General features: G+C 66.5%; 16 protein-coding genes. 14 read left to right on the top strand and 2 right to left on the bottom strand.

Annotated features, from left to right (window positions below; genetic code table 11):
* Window positions 1-52: 52 nt before the first annotated feature.
* Window positions 53-973 carry a TIGR04086 family membrane protein gene (locus AC1DIP_RS21765; protein WP_476207911.1) on the top strand — a complete coding sequence of 307 codons (921 nt, stop codon included), beginning with the start codon at window positions 53-55 and terminating at the stop codon, window positions 971-973.
* On the opposite strand, the gene AC1DIP_RS21770 is transcribed toward AC1DIP_RS21765, so the two are convergent.
* Entirely contained in the window at window positions 974-1,372 is a 399-nt protein-coding gene (locus AC1DIP_RS21770; protein WP_476207912.1) for a YchJ family metal-binding protein, read from the bottom strand.
* A 163-nt stretch (window positions 1,373-1,535) separates the two neighbouring features.
* Between AC1DIP_RS21770 and AC1DIP_RS21775 the strand changes: the two genes are divergently transcribed.
* From AC1DIP_RS21775 to AC1DIP_RS21795, 5 genes are all read left to right on the top strand, one after another.
* A complete protein-coding gene (locus AC1DIP_RS21775; RefSeq protein ID WP_477735066.1) occupies window positions 1,536-2,186 on the top strand; it encodes a hypothetical protein in 651 nt (216 codons plus the stop codon).
* A gap of 40 nt (window positions 2,187-2,226) precedes the next feature.
* Complete coding sequence (locus tag AC1DIP_RS21780) at window positions 2,227-3,231, top strand: aldo/keto reductase family protein (protein WP_477735067.1); 1,005 nt, start codon at window positions 2,227-2,229, stop codon at window positions 3,229-3,231.
* On the top strand, window positions 3,232-4,092 hold the full coding sequence (locus AC1DIP_RS21785) for an SDR family oxidoreductase (protein ID WP_477735068.1): 861 nt from the start codon (window positions 3,232-3,234) through the stop codon (window positions 4,090-4,092). It begins immediately after the preceding gene.
* An 85-nt stretch (window positions 4,093-4,177) separates the two neighbouring features.
* A complete protein-coding gene (locus AC1DIP_RS21790; protein ID WP_476207919.1) occupies window positions 4,178-5,293 on the top strand; it encodes a molybdopterin-dependent oxidoreductase in 1,116 nt (371 codons plus the stop codon).
* Window positions 5,294-5,347: 54 nt separating this feature from the next.
* Window positions 5,348-5,731, top strand: coding sequence for a S4 domain-containing protein (locus AC1DIP_RS21795; RefSeq protein WP_476207921.1), 384 nt, complete (start codon window positions 5,348-5,350; stop codon window positions 5,729-5,731).
* A 17-nt stretch (window positions 5,732-5,748) separates the two neighbouring features.
* On the opposite strand, the gene AC1DIP_RS21800 is transcribed toward AC1DIP_RS21795, so the two are convergent.
* Window positions 5,749-6,261 (bottom strand): hypothetical protein, encoded by a 513-nt coding sequence (locus AC1DIP_RS21800; protein ID WP_477735069.1) that lies wholly within the window; start codon window positions 6,259-6,261, stop codon window positions 5,749-5,751.
* A 125-nt stretch (window positions 6,262-6,386) separates the two neighbouring features.
* Here AC1DIP_RS21800 and AC1DIP_RS21805 point away from each other — a divergent pair, with 125 nt between their 5' ends.
* From AC1DIP_RS21805 to AC1DIP_RS21840, 8 genes are all read left to right on the top strand, one after another.
* The gene (locus AC1DIP_RS21805; protein WP_476207924.1) at window positions 6,387-7,268 is read left to right on the top strand and encodes a cytochrome c oxidase assembly protein; all 882 of its coding nucleotides are present in this window, start codon (window positions 6,387-6,389) and stop codon (window positions 7,266-7,268) included.
* A 128-nt stretch (window positions 7,269-7,396) separates the two neighbouring features.
* Complete coding sequence (locus tag AC1DIP_RS21810; RefSeq protein ID WP_477735070.1) at window positions 7,397-8,014, top strand: uracil-DNA glycosylase family protein; 618 nt, start codon at window positions 7,397-7,399, stop codon at window positions 8,012-8,014.
* A gap of 77 nt (window positions 8,015-8,091) precedes the next feature.
* Window positions 8,092-8,850, top strand: coding sequence for a phosphatase PAP2 family protein (locus AC1DIP_RS21815; protein ID WP_476207928.1), 759 nt, complete (start codon window positions 8,092-8,094; stop codon window positions 8,848-8,850).
* Between the two features lie 9 nt (window positions 8,851-8,859).
* Window positions 8,860-9,513, top strand: a complete 654-nt coding sequence (locus AC1DIP_RS21820) for a VTT domain-containing protein (RefSeq protein ID WP_476207929.1) — start codon at window positions 8,860-8,862, stop codon at window positions 9,511-9,513.
* 42 nt (window positions 9,514-9,555) lie between these two features.
* Window positions 9,556-10,263, top strand: a complete 708-nt coding sequence (locus tag AC1DIP_RS21825) for an FCD domain-containing protein (protein ID WP_476207930.1) — start codon at window positions 9,556-9,558, stop codon at window positions 10,261-10,263.
* Window positions 10,264-10,293: 30 nt separating this feature from the next.
* The gene (locus AC1DIP_RS21830; protein WP_476207932.1) at window positions 10,294-11,340 is read left to right on the top strand and encodes an asparaginase; all 1,047 of its coding nucleotides are present in this window, start codon (window positions 10,294-10,296) and stop codon (window positions 11,338-11,340) included.
* Window positions 11,341-11,347: 7 nt separating this feature from the next.
* The gene (locus AC1DIP_RS21835; RefSeq protein ID WP_476207934.1) at window positions 11,348-12,769 is read left to right on the top strand and encodes an aspartate ammonia-lyase; all 1,422 of its coding nucleotides are present in this window, start codon (window positions 11,348-11,350) and stop codon (window positions 12,767-12,769) included.
* Between the two features lie 31 nt (window positions 12,770-12,800).
* A partial coding sequence (locus AC1DIP_RS21840) for an amino acid permease (protein WP_477735071.1) occupies window positions 12,801-14,014 on the top strand: 1,214 nt, incomplete at its 3' end.

Genomic DNA, 14,014 nt, shown 5'->3' on the forward strand with positions numbered 1-14,014 from the left:
CAAAGTAGTAAGCACGCTTGCTATCACCCGGGGCGGGTGGTTGAGTTGAGTCATGAGCAGCTCAACGGACCCAGAGAACCTGCCTCCCCGCCGCGCCCGGGAGGACGACACCACCCGCAGCGGAAGCTACCGGGACGACAGCGCGGGCGACGCCGCCACGCGCTCGATGGACCAGGCGCCCGCCCGGGAGGGAGTCCGCGCCCGTGAAACGGCGGTAACCCGTGAAAACGAGCCTGTGCGCCCGGGGGAACGCGGCCGCGCCGTGAACCGGGATGCGGACCTCAGGGCAGAGCGGTCCTACGAACCTGCCCCGCCCAGCGCGGAGCGCGAGTACCGGCCCGCCCCCACCGCAGCGGCTCCCATGGTGGACCCCACGCTCGCGGACAGGGAAACCGCAGTGGCGCGCCAGAAAGAGCGGTTCGGCGGCATCAAGGTTGGCTCCGCCTTCTTTGGCTGGCTGGCCGCCACCGGCATGGCCGTCCTGCTGACCGCCCTGGTGGCAGCAGCCGGGACAGCCGTGGGCCTTGCGAACAACACCGATGTCAACGAGGCCGTGAACCAGGCGGCCCGGAACAGCGGCACGGTTGGGCTGGTAGGGATCATCGTCCTGCTGGTCATCCTGTTCCTTTCCTATTACTGCGGCGGCTACGTTGCCGGCCGCATGGCCCGCTTCAACGGCGCCAAGCAGGGACTCATGGTGTGGGTCTGGGCCCTGATCGCAGCCATCGTCGTGGCCATCCTGGGACTCGTGGCCGGGCAGCAGTTCAATGTCCTGGCCAACCTGAACAGCTTCCCCCGCATTCCCATCAACGAAGGACAGCTGACCACCACCAGCATCATCGCTGCGATCGTGGTGGCTCTGGTGGCCCTCGTGGGCGCTGTGCTGGGCGGCCTGGCGGGCATGCGGTTCCACCGGAAAGTTGACCGCGCCGGCTTCACCCCGGACAGCGAGTATTACGACGACGGGGAGTAGTCAGGCGAGGATGTCGCCGTCCACGTAGAGCCAGCGGCCGCCCTCCCGAACGAACCTGCTGCTCTCATGCAGGATCCCCCTTTCGCTGCCATGGCGGTAGTACGCCTTGAACTCCACGGTGCCCGCGGTGTCGAACGGTCCACCTCCGGAGGCAGCCACGATGTCCAGGCGGCGCCACTCCATGGCAGCATCCAGGTCCAGGGCCTTCGGCGCGGTGGAGGGATGGTGGGTGCGGAGCAAATAGCCCTCGTCCAGCAGGGCAAAAGCGCTGTATCGGGAACGCATCAACTGTTCCGCCGTGGCGGCCTCCGCCCCGCCGGAAAGGAACCGGCCACAGCAGGCCGCGTAAGGGTCTCCGGACAGACATATGCAGTTTGCGGAATCTATTGATGCGGTCACCCGGTGATGCTGTCATATCCGGTAACAGCTTCGCTACAACCTGGGACCGGGCCACGCGTGCCGGGGCACGGCCGGCCAAAAATCCGTAAGGTGGAGATGGAGTCCGCGGCCGGCGCTGTACACCGGAAGCGGCCGCAGGATGCAGGCAGAGAGGAGAGATGGCGTGGAGCACCCGGACACTCTCGTCCTCAACCTGACTTTCCTGGGCACCATGGGCCTGGCCCTCCTGATGTTCCTGGTCCTCTTCCTGCTCGGCGTCATCACCCTGGTCCTTGCCGGCCTGGGCCGCCTCACTGCGGTCATCCTCATGACCCTGTTCGGGCGGGCCCCCGGCAAGCGCGATTCCGCCGGATTTGCCGGCGCCGCTGCCAAGCAGGGCCGGCCCCGCAAGCCTCTCCGGGAACGCACGGCCGCGCTGAAACCCTCCCGGCTGAAGGAGTCGCTGGGCACCGCCGTCGTACGCCACCCAAAGCTTGCCGCCTCCCGCCCCGAACCGCCGGTCCTCGCCGAAGACTGGGCCTCCGCCGTTGCCCAGGCCGATAAGCGCGCCGAAGCCCGGGCGCGGGCCGAACGGCCGGAAATCAAGCTGTCCGTGCGGGATCTTCCGGACCCGGCCGTACCTGCGGACAAGGTGTCCGAGGTGGCCCCGCTGGTGGAGTCCGCCCTGCACAACCACCGGCCCCCGCACGAAATGCCGCGGTCCTTCAAGAAGCCCCAGCCGCTGCATCCGCTGCCCCCGCTGGATACCGGATCCCTTGTGTCACTGGCCGGTCCCCAGCAGGTACTCAAGGAGCAGTCCAAGGAGAATGGCTAAGCCCTTACCCTGAGCAACCATCTGGGTTAGCGTGAAACCCATGGAATTCAGATACCTCGGAAACAGCGGCTTCAAAGTCTCGGAAATCACCTTCGGCAACTGGCTGACGCACGGTTCGCAGGTGGAAAACGACGTCGCAACCCAGTGCGTGCGCGCGGCGCTCGACGCCGGCATCAGCACCTTCGACACCGCGGACGTCTACGCCAACACCGCCGCCGAAACCGTCCTGGGCCACGCACTCAAGGATGAGCGCCGCGAGTCCGTGGAAATCTTCACCAAGGTCTTCGGCCCCACCGGCCCCAAGGGCAAGAACGATCTTGGCCTGTCCCGCAAGCACATCATGGAATCCATCAACGGATCGCTGCGCCGGCTGCAAACGGACTATGTGGACCTTTACCAGGCCCACCGGTACGACTTCGAAACGCCGCTGGAAGAGACCATGCAGGCGTTCGCGGACATTGTCCGGCAGGGCAAGGCGCTGTACATCGGGGTGAGCGAGTGGACTGCCGGGCAGCTCCGCGAGGGCCACAAGCTGTCCAAGGAACTGGGTTTCCAGCTCATCTCCAACCAGCCGCAGTACTCCATGCTCTGGCGCGTGATCGAGGCCGAGGTGGTTCCGGCGTCGGAAGAGCTGGGCGTGTCCCAGATTGTCTGGTCACCCATGGCCCAGGGTGTCCTGAGCGGCAAGTACCTGCCCGGCCAGCCCGCCCCCGAAGGCAGCCGGGCCACGGATGAAAAGGGCGGCGCCAAAATGATCCAGCGGTGGATGCGCGACGACGTCCTGGCCGCCGTGCAGGAACTGAAGCCGATTGCCCAGGAGGCTGGCCTCACCATGCCGCAGCTGGCCGTTGCCTGGGTGCTGCAGAACCCCAACGTGGCGTCCGCCATCGTGGGCGCCTCCCGGCCCGAGCAGATAGGCGACAGCGTCGGCGCCGCCGGAGTGAAGCTGGAGGCGGAGGTCCTTAAGAGGATTGACGACGCCGTCGGAGGCCTCGCCGAACGCGACCCGGCGCAGACCAAGTCGCCGGCCACCCGGGAGGCCTAAGTGGCGTCCCCGTCGGAACTGCCGGGCCTCGCCGTCACCGGGTCCACCGGAGGCCTGGGCGGAATGCTGGCACGGCAGCTTGCCGGGTCCGGTTTCGCCCAGCGCCTGCTGGTCCGGGACGCCGCGCGGGCACCGCAACTGGAGGACGCGCATCCGGTGGTGTGTTCCTACGGGGACGGCGCCGCCTCCCGGCAGGCGCTGGCCGGGGCGAAGGTGCTGTTCATGGTCTCTGCCGCGGAGGCCGAAGACCGCCTGCAGCAGCATTACGCGTTCGTGGACGCCGCGGCCGCCGCCGGGGTGGAGCACGTGGTGTACACGTCCTTCTACGGGGCGGCCCCGGACGCCACCTTCACGCTGGCCCGGGACCACTATGCCACCGAAGAGCGGATCAAGGCGTCCGGCATGGAGTACACCTTCCTGCGCGACAACTTCTACCTGGATTTCCTGCCGCTGATGACCGGGGACGACGGCGTGATCCGCGGGCCTGCCGGGGACGGCGTCTTTTCCGGCGTGGCCCGGGAGGACGTTGCCCGCTCCGCGCACGCCGTGCTGCGGGATCCTGCCATCCATAAGGGCAAGACGTACAACCTGACCGGCCCGGAGGAACTGAGCATGGCCGGGGCTGCCGAGGTGCTGAGCACCGGCACGGGGCGGCAGGTGCGCTACCACGCGGAGTCGGTGGAGGAGGCGTACGCGTCGCGGGCCTCCTATGGCGCCCCGCAATGGCAGCTGGACGCGTGGGTCAGCACCTACACGGCCATGGCCGCCGGCGAAATGGCGGGACTTTCGCCGGACGTGCATGGGCTGACCGGGCAGGACCCCATCAGCCTGGCTGAATCCCTGACGCGGCCGGTGCTGTAACCCGGTTAATTTCGTTGACGGGCGGCTGGGCCCGGCGTAGACCTGTGGCGGGGGGACTCAGTCCGCCGAGCAGAATCGCACCGCCATGAAGTCCAGCAACCAGCAGTCCACCCGGCAGGAGCCGGCGCCGGTCCGTGCCACCGCCACGGAGCCTACGGCTGGCCCGCTCACCCGGGAGGAACTGCAGCTCGCAGCCCGCAACCATTCGATGCCGCTGGAGGCGCTCCGCCGCGAGGTCACGCCGCCCGGGCTACACTACGTGCTCACGCACTTCGATATTCCCGACGTCGACGCCTCGTCCTGGCACCTGCGGATCGGGGGTGCGGTGGAACGCGCCCTTGAACTGAGCATGGCCGCGCTCCGCAGGGACCCGGCAATCACTGTGCCGGTAACCCTCGAATGCGCGGGCAATGGCAGGTCGCTCCTTGAACCGCGGCCCGTCAGCCAGCCCTGGGTCATGGAAGCGGTGGGCACCGCGCACTGGACCGGGGTGCCGCTGGCCTATCTCCTCGGCAAGGCCGGAGTGTTGCCGGACGCTGTGGAAGTGGTCTTCACCGGGGCCGATGCCGGCTTCCAGGGCGGCGTCTCCCAGCGCTACGCACGCAGCCTGCCGGTCTGCGAGGCCTTGCGTCCCGACGTCGTCCTTGCCTACAAAATGAACGGCGCCGACCTGCCGCCGCAGCATGGCTACCCACTGCGGCTGGTGGTCCCGGGCTGGTACGGGATGGCCAGCGTCAAGTGGCTCGCCTCCATCGAGGTGGCCAGGGCGCCGTTCGCCGGGTTCCAGCAGAAGGTGGCCTACCGCTACCAGGACACCGCGGACGACGCCGGCACCCCGGTTTCGCGGATCAGGGTGCGTTCGTTGATGGTCCCGCCGGGTGTTCCGGACTTCTTCACCCGGAAGCGGTTCCTCCGCGCTGGCCCGGTGATGCTGGAAGGCCGCGCGTGGTCCGGCGGAGGTGCCGTGACCGCCGTCGAGGTGGGGATTGACGGCACCTGGCTGCCGGCCCACCTGGATAAGCCGGTGGGCGGTTACGCGTGGCGGAAGTGGAGCCTTCCGTGGGTCGCGGACCCCGGCGAACATGTCCTGGCGTGCCGGGCCACGGACATTACCGGCGCCAGCCAGCCACTGGAGCAGGCCTGGAACTACCAGGGGATGGGCAACAACATAGTGCAGCGCGTCAGCGTGGCGGTGGAGTGAAGCTGGACCTGCTTCCCGGGGCGGCACCCCCTGGGGCTATACTCGGTGCCAATCATGACCAGCCTCCCATCCGCTCCCGCCAGTGTCCGAATAGATGCGTGGCTGTGGGCAGTGCGCGCCTACAAGACACGTTCTGCCGCCACGGCAGCCTGCCGCGCCGGGCATGTCCGCCTTAACGGCAGCCCCTCGAAAGCGTCGGCGACGCTGGTCACGGGCGACACCGTCACCGTCCGGATGCCCGGGTACGAGCGCACCCTTGAGGTGCGCCGGCTCATAGCCAAACGCGTGGGGGCTGAGGCGGCGTCGCACTGCTTCACCGACCACACTCCCCCGCGCCCCGTACTCCCGGCGCTTGGCTTGCCGCAGCGCGACCGGGGCGCCGGGCGCCCGACGAAGAAGGACCGGCGCGAGATGGATCGGCTGCGGGGATCTGCGTAGCTGACCTGCCGCAGGCGTCAGCCACCCGCCTTGGTGCGGGCCTGCACCAGGTTGGCGAACGGCAACCGGCCAAATTCCGCCATGAAGGCAGCGTGGCAACCCGCTTCGGCGCCGTTCAGTTGGCCGGCCGGGAGTTCCTTCCACGCGATGGTCAGCGATCCCGCGTCAGCGAGCTGCCAGATGAGCCGCCCGTCCCAGTGGCCTGGAGGCTTCCCCTGCCCGAAGTCAACGAACTCCTGGATCTGGCGCCGAAGTCCCCGGTTACCCTTGCTTCCGGGTCCGGCCTTCCCCACGTATAGGACAACCGCGCCATCCACCCACTCGGCGGCCAGTGCTGCGGCGGAGAGGGAAGGGTCCTTCTTCTTGAAGACGCCGGCGGTGCTCTTCGTGAGAAAGCGCGCCTGGAAATCTTCCGGCACCAAGACCGCAAACAGGCCTGTTCCCTGCGGAATCCGCATTGTCTCGAGGCTGCGGATGGGCCGGAAGCCGGCGAAGCCTTCGGCCTTCAGGCCCTTCCTGGTGAACTGCATAATCCATTGAACAGCATGGCCCCGGGCGCCTGCAGTCCAACAAGGGCAGCGCCTGCCGCCGCACCGCGCCGTCATTCCGGAATACGGACAGGCAGCTCTCAGGAACGCCATCTACAATTTGGCGCGTGCCACCCCTTGAGATCCTCATTTCCTCCTGGCGACTCGATTGGGCCGCTGCAGCTTTCGTCGCCGTGGCCGGCGTCCTGTACGGGTGGGGAATGCGTTCCGCCGCGCACGGCGGTCATCGATGGCCGGCATGGCGGGCTGTGGCGTTCTACGTCCTGGGTTTGGGCTCCTTTATCGTTCTCACCTGTGGCTTTACCGGGGTTTACAGCGCTGAGCAGCGGTGGGCATTCACTATCAAGATTTCCCTGCTGCTGTTCGTCGTCCCCCTGCTGATCGGGCTTGGCAAACCCCTCACCCTCGCCCGGGCGGCATTGCCGCCCAAGGGCAGGTCGGCCCTGGACACAGTCCTGTCCAGCAGGCCGGTTCGATTCGTAAGCAACTCATTCGGTGCGCCGTTACTGGGCCTGGCACTCTTCTCCACTTTCCTCACGCCGGCCTTCTTCACGCTGCGGACCGACCCCGTGGCTGGCGCACTGCTCACCCTTGGAGTTCCTCTACTGGGAATGTTGATGGCGTTGCCCATCATCGAAGAGTCCGACTTCCAACGGTCCAGCGCCTACCTGACCCTTGAATTCATGTTCGTATTCATCGAACTGCTGATCGACGCGGTCCCGGGCATCCTGCTGAGCCTCAATGGCCAGGTGCTCGACCATGTGACGTCCGTTCCGAATCCCCAGTGGTGGTTCCGGGACGCCCTCCAAGACCAGCAATTCGCCGGCAACTTGCTGTGGTTCATCTGCGAGGTCCTGGACCTGCCGTTGATTATCCTCATGTTCATCCGCTTCTCGCGCAGTGACAAAAGGGAAGCCGGCGCGTTCGATGACCTAACAGATGAGCAGCTCGACGAACTTCAAAACCAGCACCTGCGCGGGCGGCACTAGGCCAACTGCCAGCCGGCGGAGGCTAGTTGGAGGCCTCCGCAAAATTGTGAGTGCCCACCCCCACCCGGGGAAGCGTAGAGTGACATAGGACGCCTGATTCTGGACGCCTCGCTGCCAAGGGAGAAATCGTGACGATTGATTGGGACGAAAAAAAGGCCCTGCTACAGGAACCGAACATCGCGAAGGTAACCCAACTTTGCGATGAACTGATGGAAAAGAAGCCCGGTTCCAATGTCCCCTATATCGACCCCGTCCACGACGAAGACGAGTGCAGAATCATCAGCCTCCAGGCGAGCCCCGGCAAAGGGACCGAATCCGGGTTCGTCTCGCACAACAATGATGACGAGGCTGCACGCAGGGCCACCCAGATCTATGAGCTCGCTGAGCTGGATCCCCGGTTCGTCATGCCGTGGAATGCCTACCCCTGGGTACGGGAGAGCGGCAGCCCCTCGGCATTGAGTGTTCAGGAAAAGACCGACGGTCTCCGCCCGTTCCGCCAGTTCCTCAAAATCAATTCCCGCGTTTCGGCCATCATCGCGCACGGTACGGACGCTTCCACGTTCCTGACTCTGTTCGAGAAGACCTACCACTCATCGCTGAAGAACAGCGGCATCAAAATCTACAAGGCCTCCGCCCTTGGCGGCAGGGCCTTTGCTGTTTCCGAGGCCAAGCAGGAAGAGCTGCTCGCCAAGAGCGTCGAAACTTACCGTGACGCGATGCAGCGGGCAGGCATCCAGCACCTCTAGTAAGGTCCCAGGATTCTTTCAGCCATACAGGTGCATACTCATAGGTACCCTGACCGGCGATAGAACCAGGCAGACCCTTGACGTCCCGTACCAACCATTCCCCCGGGGCGGCGTCCGAAGCGGACGCCGCGGCCGTGCGCATGGCGGTCCTCCCCCAGCTTCGGCACTGGATCGCCGTTCCGCTCACGGCGGCGGTGCTGATTGTGGCAGCGGGACTGGCACTGCGGTTTACGCCTGCCCTAACCGCGGCGGACATGTCGGTGGACGCTGAACTGAGCCACGACCACACGGCCCCGCTGACCGCCGTGGCAATGTTCATCAACGTCGTGTTCAGTCCCGCGGGCGGCGTCCTGATGATCACCGCCCTGTGCCTTTTCCTTCTGCTGGCGCGCCGCAGCCCTGTGAACGCGGTTGCCACCGGGCTAGTGGCCGCCGGCGCCTGGGTGAGCAGCGAGCTGTTCAAAGTACTGGTAGCCCGGCACCGGCCGGACTCCTCCGCCTTGTTCAACCCGCTGGTCCCCGAACCGGGAACTGACAGCTTCCCAAGTGGCCACGTGGCACTGGCCTCCGCGCTGGCAATAGCCATCTTCCTGCTGGCCCGCGGCACCAGGTGGCAGCGCCCCGCAGCCATCCTCGGAATTGGTATCGGCGCTTCGGTCGCATTCTCGCGCGTCTACCTCGGCGTGCACTACCCCACGGACGTCACGGCGTCCTTCCTCACAGCGGCCACGGGCGCGGTGTTCGTCACGGGATTGTGGAACCGGTTCGGCCTTGCCGTGCTGGCCCGCATGCCATTCCTGGCGAAACTCGGCCCCGTCCCGGCGCCCCTGGCCTGACCCGCTGCCATGTCGGGCTTCATTGACAGCCTCCTGAACGTCAGCCCGCTGGTGGCGTATATCGCCGTCTTCTGCCTCGTGTTTGCCGAGGACGCCCTCTTCGTCGGCTTCGTCATCCCCGGTGAAACCGCAGCTGTCCTGGGCGGAGTGGTGGCCAGCCGGGGCGAAGTGCAGCTGGGCCTCATGATGGCCTTGGTGGTGGCCGCAGCCATTATTGGCGACACTGTCGGCTACGAGGTGGGCAAGCACCTGGGCAGCCGCCTCGTGAAAACCAGGGTCCTCGCCCGCCATGCTTCGAAGCTGGAAAACGCCCAGGACCTCCTGCGTCGCAGAGGTGGCTCCGCCGTGTTCCTTGGCCGCTTCACTGCCTTCTTCCGCGCCGTCATGCCCGCCCTGGCAGGCACGTCCCGCATGCCCTACCGCAGGTTCTTTGCCTACAACGCAGCCGGGGGCCTGGTCTGGGGCATCGGCTTCGTCCTTCTGGGCTTCCTGGCCGGCAACTCCTACGAGGCCGTCGCCAAGGCGGTGGGCCAGGAACTCGCCATCGTGATCGCCGCAGTGGCAGTGGTGGCATTTGCGGTCTGGCACTTCCGCTCACGACGGCGGCGGCGGCAGCAGCGGCGCCCGGCCAGCCAACGCCGAAACAGTGCCCCAAATTCCTGAGGAGGGTTTGACAGCGACTGTGACCAGTGCCATATTTAAGGCGTGAACCTGTCAGACAGCCGGACAGCAGGACAGCCTGCATTCCGTCCCCTTGCCCGGCTAAGCGCTGCCGAGGCGGTGTTCAACGCCATCCGCGGAGACATCGAGTCCGGCAGCATCCCGGTTGGCAGCAAACTCAGCTCAGAGGCCACGCTCTCCCAGCAATATGGAGTTAGCCGCTCGGTGATCCGGGAGGCCCTCCGCTCGTGCACCGCCCTGGGCATGACGGTCACCCGCACCGGCAAGGGCACGTTCGTCATCGCCAACAAGGTCGCCAATGACCTCACCCTGGGCCAGTACTCCGCCCGCGACCTTACCGAAGCACGCCCCCACATCGAAATCCCCGCTGCCGGACTTGCCGCAGAGCGGCGCACGGAAGAAGAACTCGATACCCTCCGCCACATCATGGGGGCCATGGCCACCGAAACCGACCTGGAATCGTGGGTGGCCCTGGACTCCAGCTTCCACGCCACCATTGCCCGCGCCAGCGGCAACAAGGTGTTCGCAAGCGTCGTGGCTGACATCCGGGACGCACTGGCGCACCAATCCGAGACCCTGAACATGGTGGCAGACCGCCAGCACGCTTCAGACATCGAGCACCAGGAAATCCTTGCCGCCATCGAAACCGGCTCCGCGGAAAAAGCCCGCGCCGCCATGGCCCACCATCTCGAAGCCGTGGGCGTAGCCCTGGACTCCATCCTCAACAGCTAGCAAGATCCAACCAACCTTCCCAAGGACCCCATGCCCTCCCCCGTTTTTTCTGCTGCCCACACCGCTGCCCCGGCCGGGGTGACCCTTCCGCAGCACGCCCCACTGGTCGCCGCCATCCGCGACGGCCTGGTGGAGAGTGTCCACTACGGTTCCGCGGTTGCCCTCGCGGCTGACGGTTCAATGGCGGCGTCCGCCGGCGATCCCGTGGCACCGTTCTACCCCCGGTCGGCTCTTAAGCCCCTCCAGGCGGTGGCCATGGTCCGCGCAGGCCTTGAACTCCCGTCAGACCTCCTGGCACTGGCCGCCGCAAGCCATTCGGGCGCGGCAGCACACCGCGACGGTTCGCTCCGGATCCTCGAACTGCACGGACTGGCCCCCACGGACCTGGACAACAGCACCGACCTCCCTTACGGCACCGCTGAGCGGGAAGACTGGCTGCGCGGCGGCGGCAGCGCCACCCGCATCACCCAGAACTGCTCGGGCAAACACGCCGCCATGGTAGCAACGTGCAAGATCAACGGCTGGCCTGTGCAGGGTTACCTGGACCCATCCCACCCGCTGCAGCGGCTCGTGGCGCAAACAGTCACCGACCTGACCGGCGAAGAGCCGGCCGCCGTGAGCACGGACGGCTGCGGCACCCCCTTGTTCGCCCTCACACTGGGCGGCATGGCCCGCGCCTTCGCCCGGATTGCCAAGGCTGCGGCGGACGACGACGGCAGCCCGGAAGCCGTCGTCGGGCTCGCCATGCAGCAGCACCCCGAGATGGTGGCCGGCGAAGGCCGCGACGTCACCGCATTGATGCGCCTGCTGCCAGGCACCGTGGCCAAGGACGGCTTTGAGGGCGTGCAGCTGGTGGGCCTGCCCTCCGGCGCCGCCGTGGCCGTCAAGATCTCCGACGGCGGCGACCGCGCCCGGATGCCCGCCACCGTCCGCCTGCTGGAGGCGCTGGACGTCGACACCGACCGGCTCGCCGGCATCGCCACCGCCCCGGTAATGGGCGGCGGCCGCGAGGTGGGCAGGCTCCTGGCCACCGATTTCCTTGACCAATCGTCCGCACCCGTCAACGAAGCCCCGTAAGGACACCATGACCACTATCGAAACCGCCGCACCCGCCCAGGTCCGGTCTGAACACGACCTGCTCGGCGACCGGGACGTGCCTGCCCACGCCTACTGGGGCGTGCACACGCTCCGCGCCGTGGAAAACTTCCCCATCACCGGGCAGAAGCTCTCCTCCAACATGCACCTGGTCCGCGGCCTTGCCGCCGTGAAACTGGCCGCCGCCCGCACCAACTGCGAGCTGGGCCTGCTGGATGCCGAACGCGCCGATGCCATCGGGCAGGCCTGCCAGGATGTCATGGCCGGACGCCTTGCCGACCAGTTCGTGGTGGACGTGGTCCAGGGCGGCGCCGGGACGTCGTCGAACATGAACGCCAACGAGGTCATCGCCAACCGGGCCCTGGAGATCCTGGGCCACCCCAAGGGCGACTATGCGCGCCTGCACCCCAACGACCACGTCAACCTCAGCCAGTCCACCAACGACGTGTACCCCACGGCCGTGAAACTGGGCACCATCTTCGCCGCCCGTGAACTGCTGGCAGCACTCGAAGAACTTGAGGATGCCTGCGCGGCCAAAGCCATGGAGTTCCGCACCGTGGTAAAGATGGGCCGTACCCAGCTGCAGGACGCCGTACCCATGACCCTGGGCCAGGAGTTCGGCAGCTACGCCGTCACCATCGGTGAGGACCGGCTGCGCCTGGCGGAAGCCGAACTGCTGATCCACGAGATCAACCTCGGCGCCACCGCCATCGGCACCGGCCTGAACGCCCCTGCCGGCTACGCCGACACAGCCTGCCGGCACCTGGCGGAAATCACCGGACTGCCGCTGGTCACCGCCGTCGACCTCATCGAAGCCACCCAGGACGTGGGCGCGTTCGTGCACCTCTCCGGCGTCCTCAAGCGCGTGGCAGTGAAACTGTCCAAGATCTGCAACGACCTCCGCCTGCTCTCCTCCGGCCCCCGTGCCGGTTTCGGCGAAATCAACCTGCCGGCCGTCCAGTCCGGGTCCTCCATCATGCCCGGCAAGATCAACCCGGTCATCCCGGAAGTGGTTTCCCAGGTGGCTTACGAGGTCATCGGCAATGACGTCACCATCACCATGGCCGCCGAAGCCGGGCAACTGCAGCTCAACGCCTTCGAACCGATCATCGTCCACAGCCTCCACAAGAGCATCTCCCACCTCGAGGCAGCCTGCCGCACCCTCACGGCCCGCTGCATCAGTGGAATCACTGCCAACACCGACCACCTGCGCCGCACCGTGGAGCAGTCCATCGGCCTGGTCACCGCATTGAATCCCCACCTCGGCTACGCCACCGCCACCGCCATCGCGCAGGAAGCACTTGCCACCGGCAAGGGCGTGGCCGAGCTCGTCCTGGAACACGGGCTCCTCACCGACGCCCAGCTCCAGGAACTCCTGAGCCCCGAACGCCTGGCCAACCTCAGCAAGTAGTCCCCCCAACTGCTCCCCGAAGGACACTTCAATGACAAACACTCCCCTTCCTGACCACTTGATTGATGGTGGTCATGCGCATGCGTCCGAGACCTCCCTGCACGCGGAGGACAAGGGCTACCACAAGAACCTCAAGCCCCGGCAGATCCAGATGATCGCGATCGGCGGTGCGATCGGTACCGGCCTGTTCCTGGGCGCCGGCGGCCGGCTCAACGCGGCGGGCCCGTCCCTGGTTATCGCGTACGCGGTGTGCGGGTTCTTCGCGTTCCTGATCCTGCGCGCCCTGGGCGAACTGGTCCTGCACCGGCCCTCCTCGGGCTCGTTCGTCTCCTACGCCCGTGAGTTCTTCGGCGAAAAAGCCGCGTTCGTCTCCGGCTGGTTCTACTGGATCAACTGGGCCACCACCACCATCGTGGACATCACCGCCGCCGCCCTCTATATGCACTTCTTCGGCAACTACGTCCCCTGGATGGCCGAGGTCCCGCAGTGGGCCTGGGCACTGACCGCCCTCCTCGTGGTCCTGGCCCTGAACCTGGTCTCCGTGAAAGTCTTCGGCGAAATGGAATTCTGGTTCGCCCTGATCAAGGTCGCCGCCCTCGTCGCGTTCCTGCTCATCGGCACCTACTTCGTCATCTTCGGCACCCCCGTCGCCGGCCAGCCGGTGGGCATCAGCCTCCTGTCCGATAACGGCGGGATCTTCCCCAACGGCCTGCTGCCCATGATCATCCTCATGCAGGGCGTCCTGTTCGCCTACGCCTCCATCGAACTCGTCGGCACCGCCGCCGGCGAAACCGAAAACCCCGAAAAAATCATGCCCAAGGCCATCAACTCCGTAGTCTTCCGCATCGCCGTGTTCTACGTCGGCTCCGTGATCCTCCTGGCCCTGCTGCTGCCCTTCACCTCCTACCAAAAAGGCGTCAGCCCCTTCGTRACGTTCTTCGGCTCCATCGGCGTCCAGGGCGTAGACGTCATCATGAACCTCGTCGTCCTCACCGCAGCCCTGTCCTCCCTGAACGCCGGRCTCTACTCCACCGGCCGSATCCTGCGCTCCATGTCCGTCAACGGCTCCGCCCCCAAATTCGCCTCCCGCATGAACAAAGCAGGCGTCCCCTACGGCGGCATCGCCATCACCGCCACCGTCTCCCTCCTCGGCGTCCCGCTGAACTACCTCGTCCCCGCCGAAGCCTTCGAAATCGTCCTGAACATCGCCTCCGTCGGCATCATCATGACCTGGGCCACCATCGT

The sequence above is a fragment of the Pseudarthrobacter sp. 05T312 genome, from assembly GCF_056396685.1.

Coding starts and splice junctions, on each gene's coding strand:
- AC1DIP_RS21765 (WP_476207911.1), top strand. CDS start 53: ATGAGCAGCTCAACGGACCCAGAGAACCTGCCTCCCCGCCGCGCCCGG.
- AC1DIP_RS21780 (WP_477735067.1), top strand. CDS start 2,227: ATGGAATTCAGATACCTCGGAAACAGCGGCTTCAAAGTCTCGGAAATC.
- AC1DIP_RS21790 (WP_476207919.1), top strand. CDS start 4,178: ATGAAGTCCAGCAACCAGCAGTCCACCCGGCAGGAGCCGGCGCCGGTC.
- AC1DIP_RS21795 (WP_476207921.1), top strand. CDS start 5,348: ATGACCAGCCTCCCATCCGCTCCCGCCAGTGTCCGAATAGATGCGTGG.
- AC1DIP_RS21800 (WP_477735069.1), bottom strand. CDS start 6,261: ATGCAGTTCACCAGGAAGGGCCTGAAGGCCGAAGGCTTCGCCGGCTTC.
- AC1DIP_RS21820 (WP_476207929.1), top strand. CDS start 8,860: ATGTCGGGCTTCATTGACAGCCTCCTGAACGTCAGCCCGCTGGTGGCG.
- AC1DIP_RS21830 (WP_476207932.1), top strand. CDS start 10,294: ATGCCCTCCCCCGTTTTTTCTGCTGCCCACACCGCTGCCCCGGCCGGG.
- AC1DIP_RS21835 (WP_476207934.1), top strand. CDS start 11,348: ATGACCACTATCGAAACCGCCGCACCCGCCCAGGTCCGGTCTGAACAC.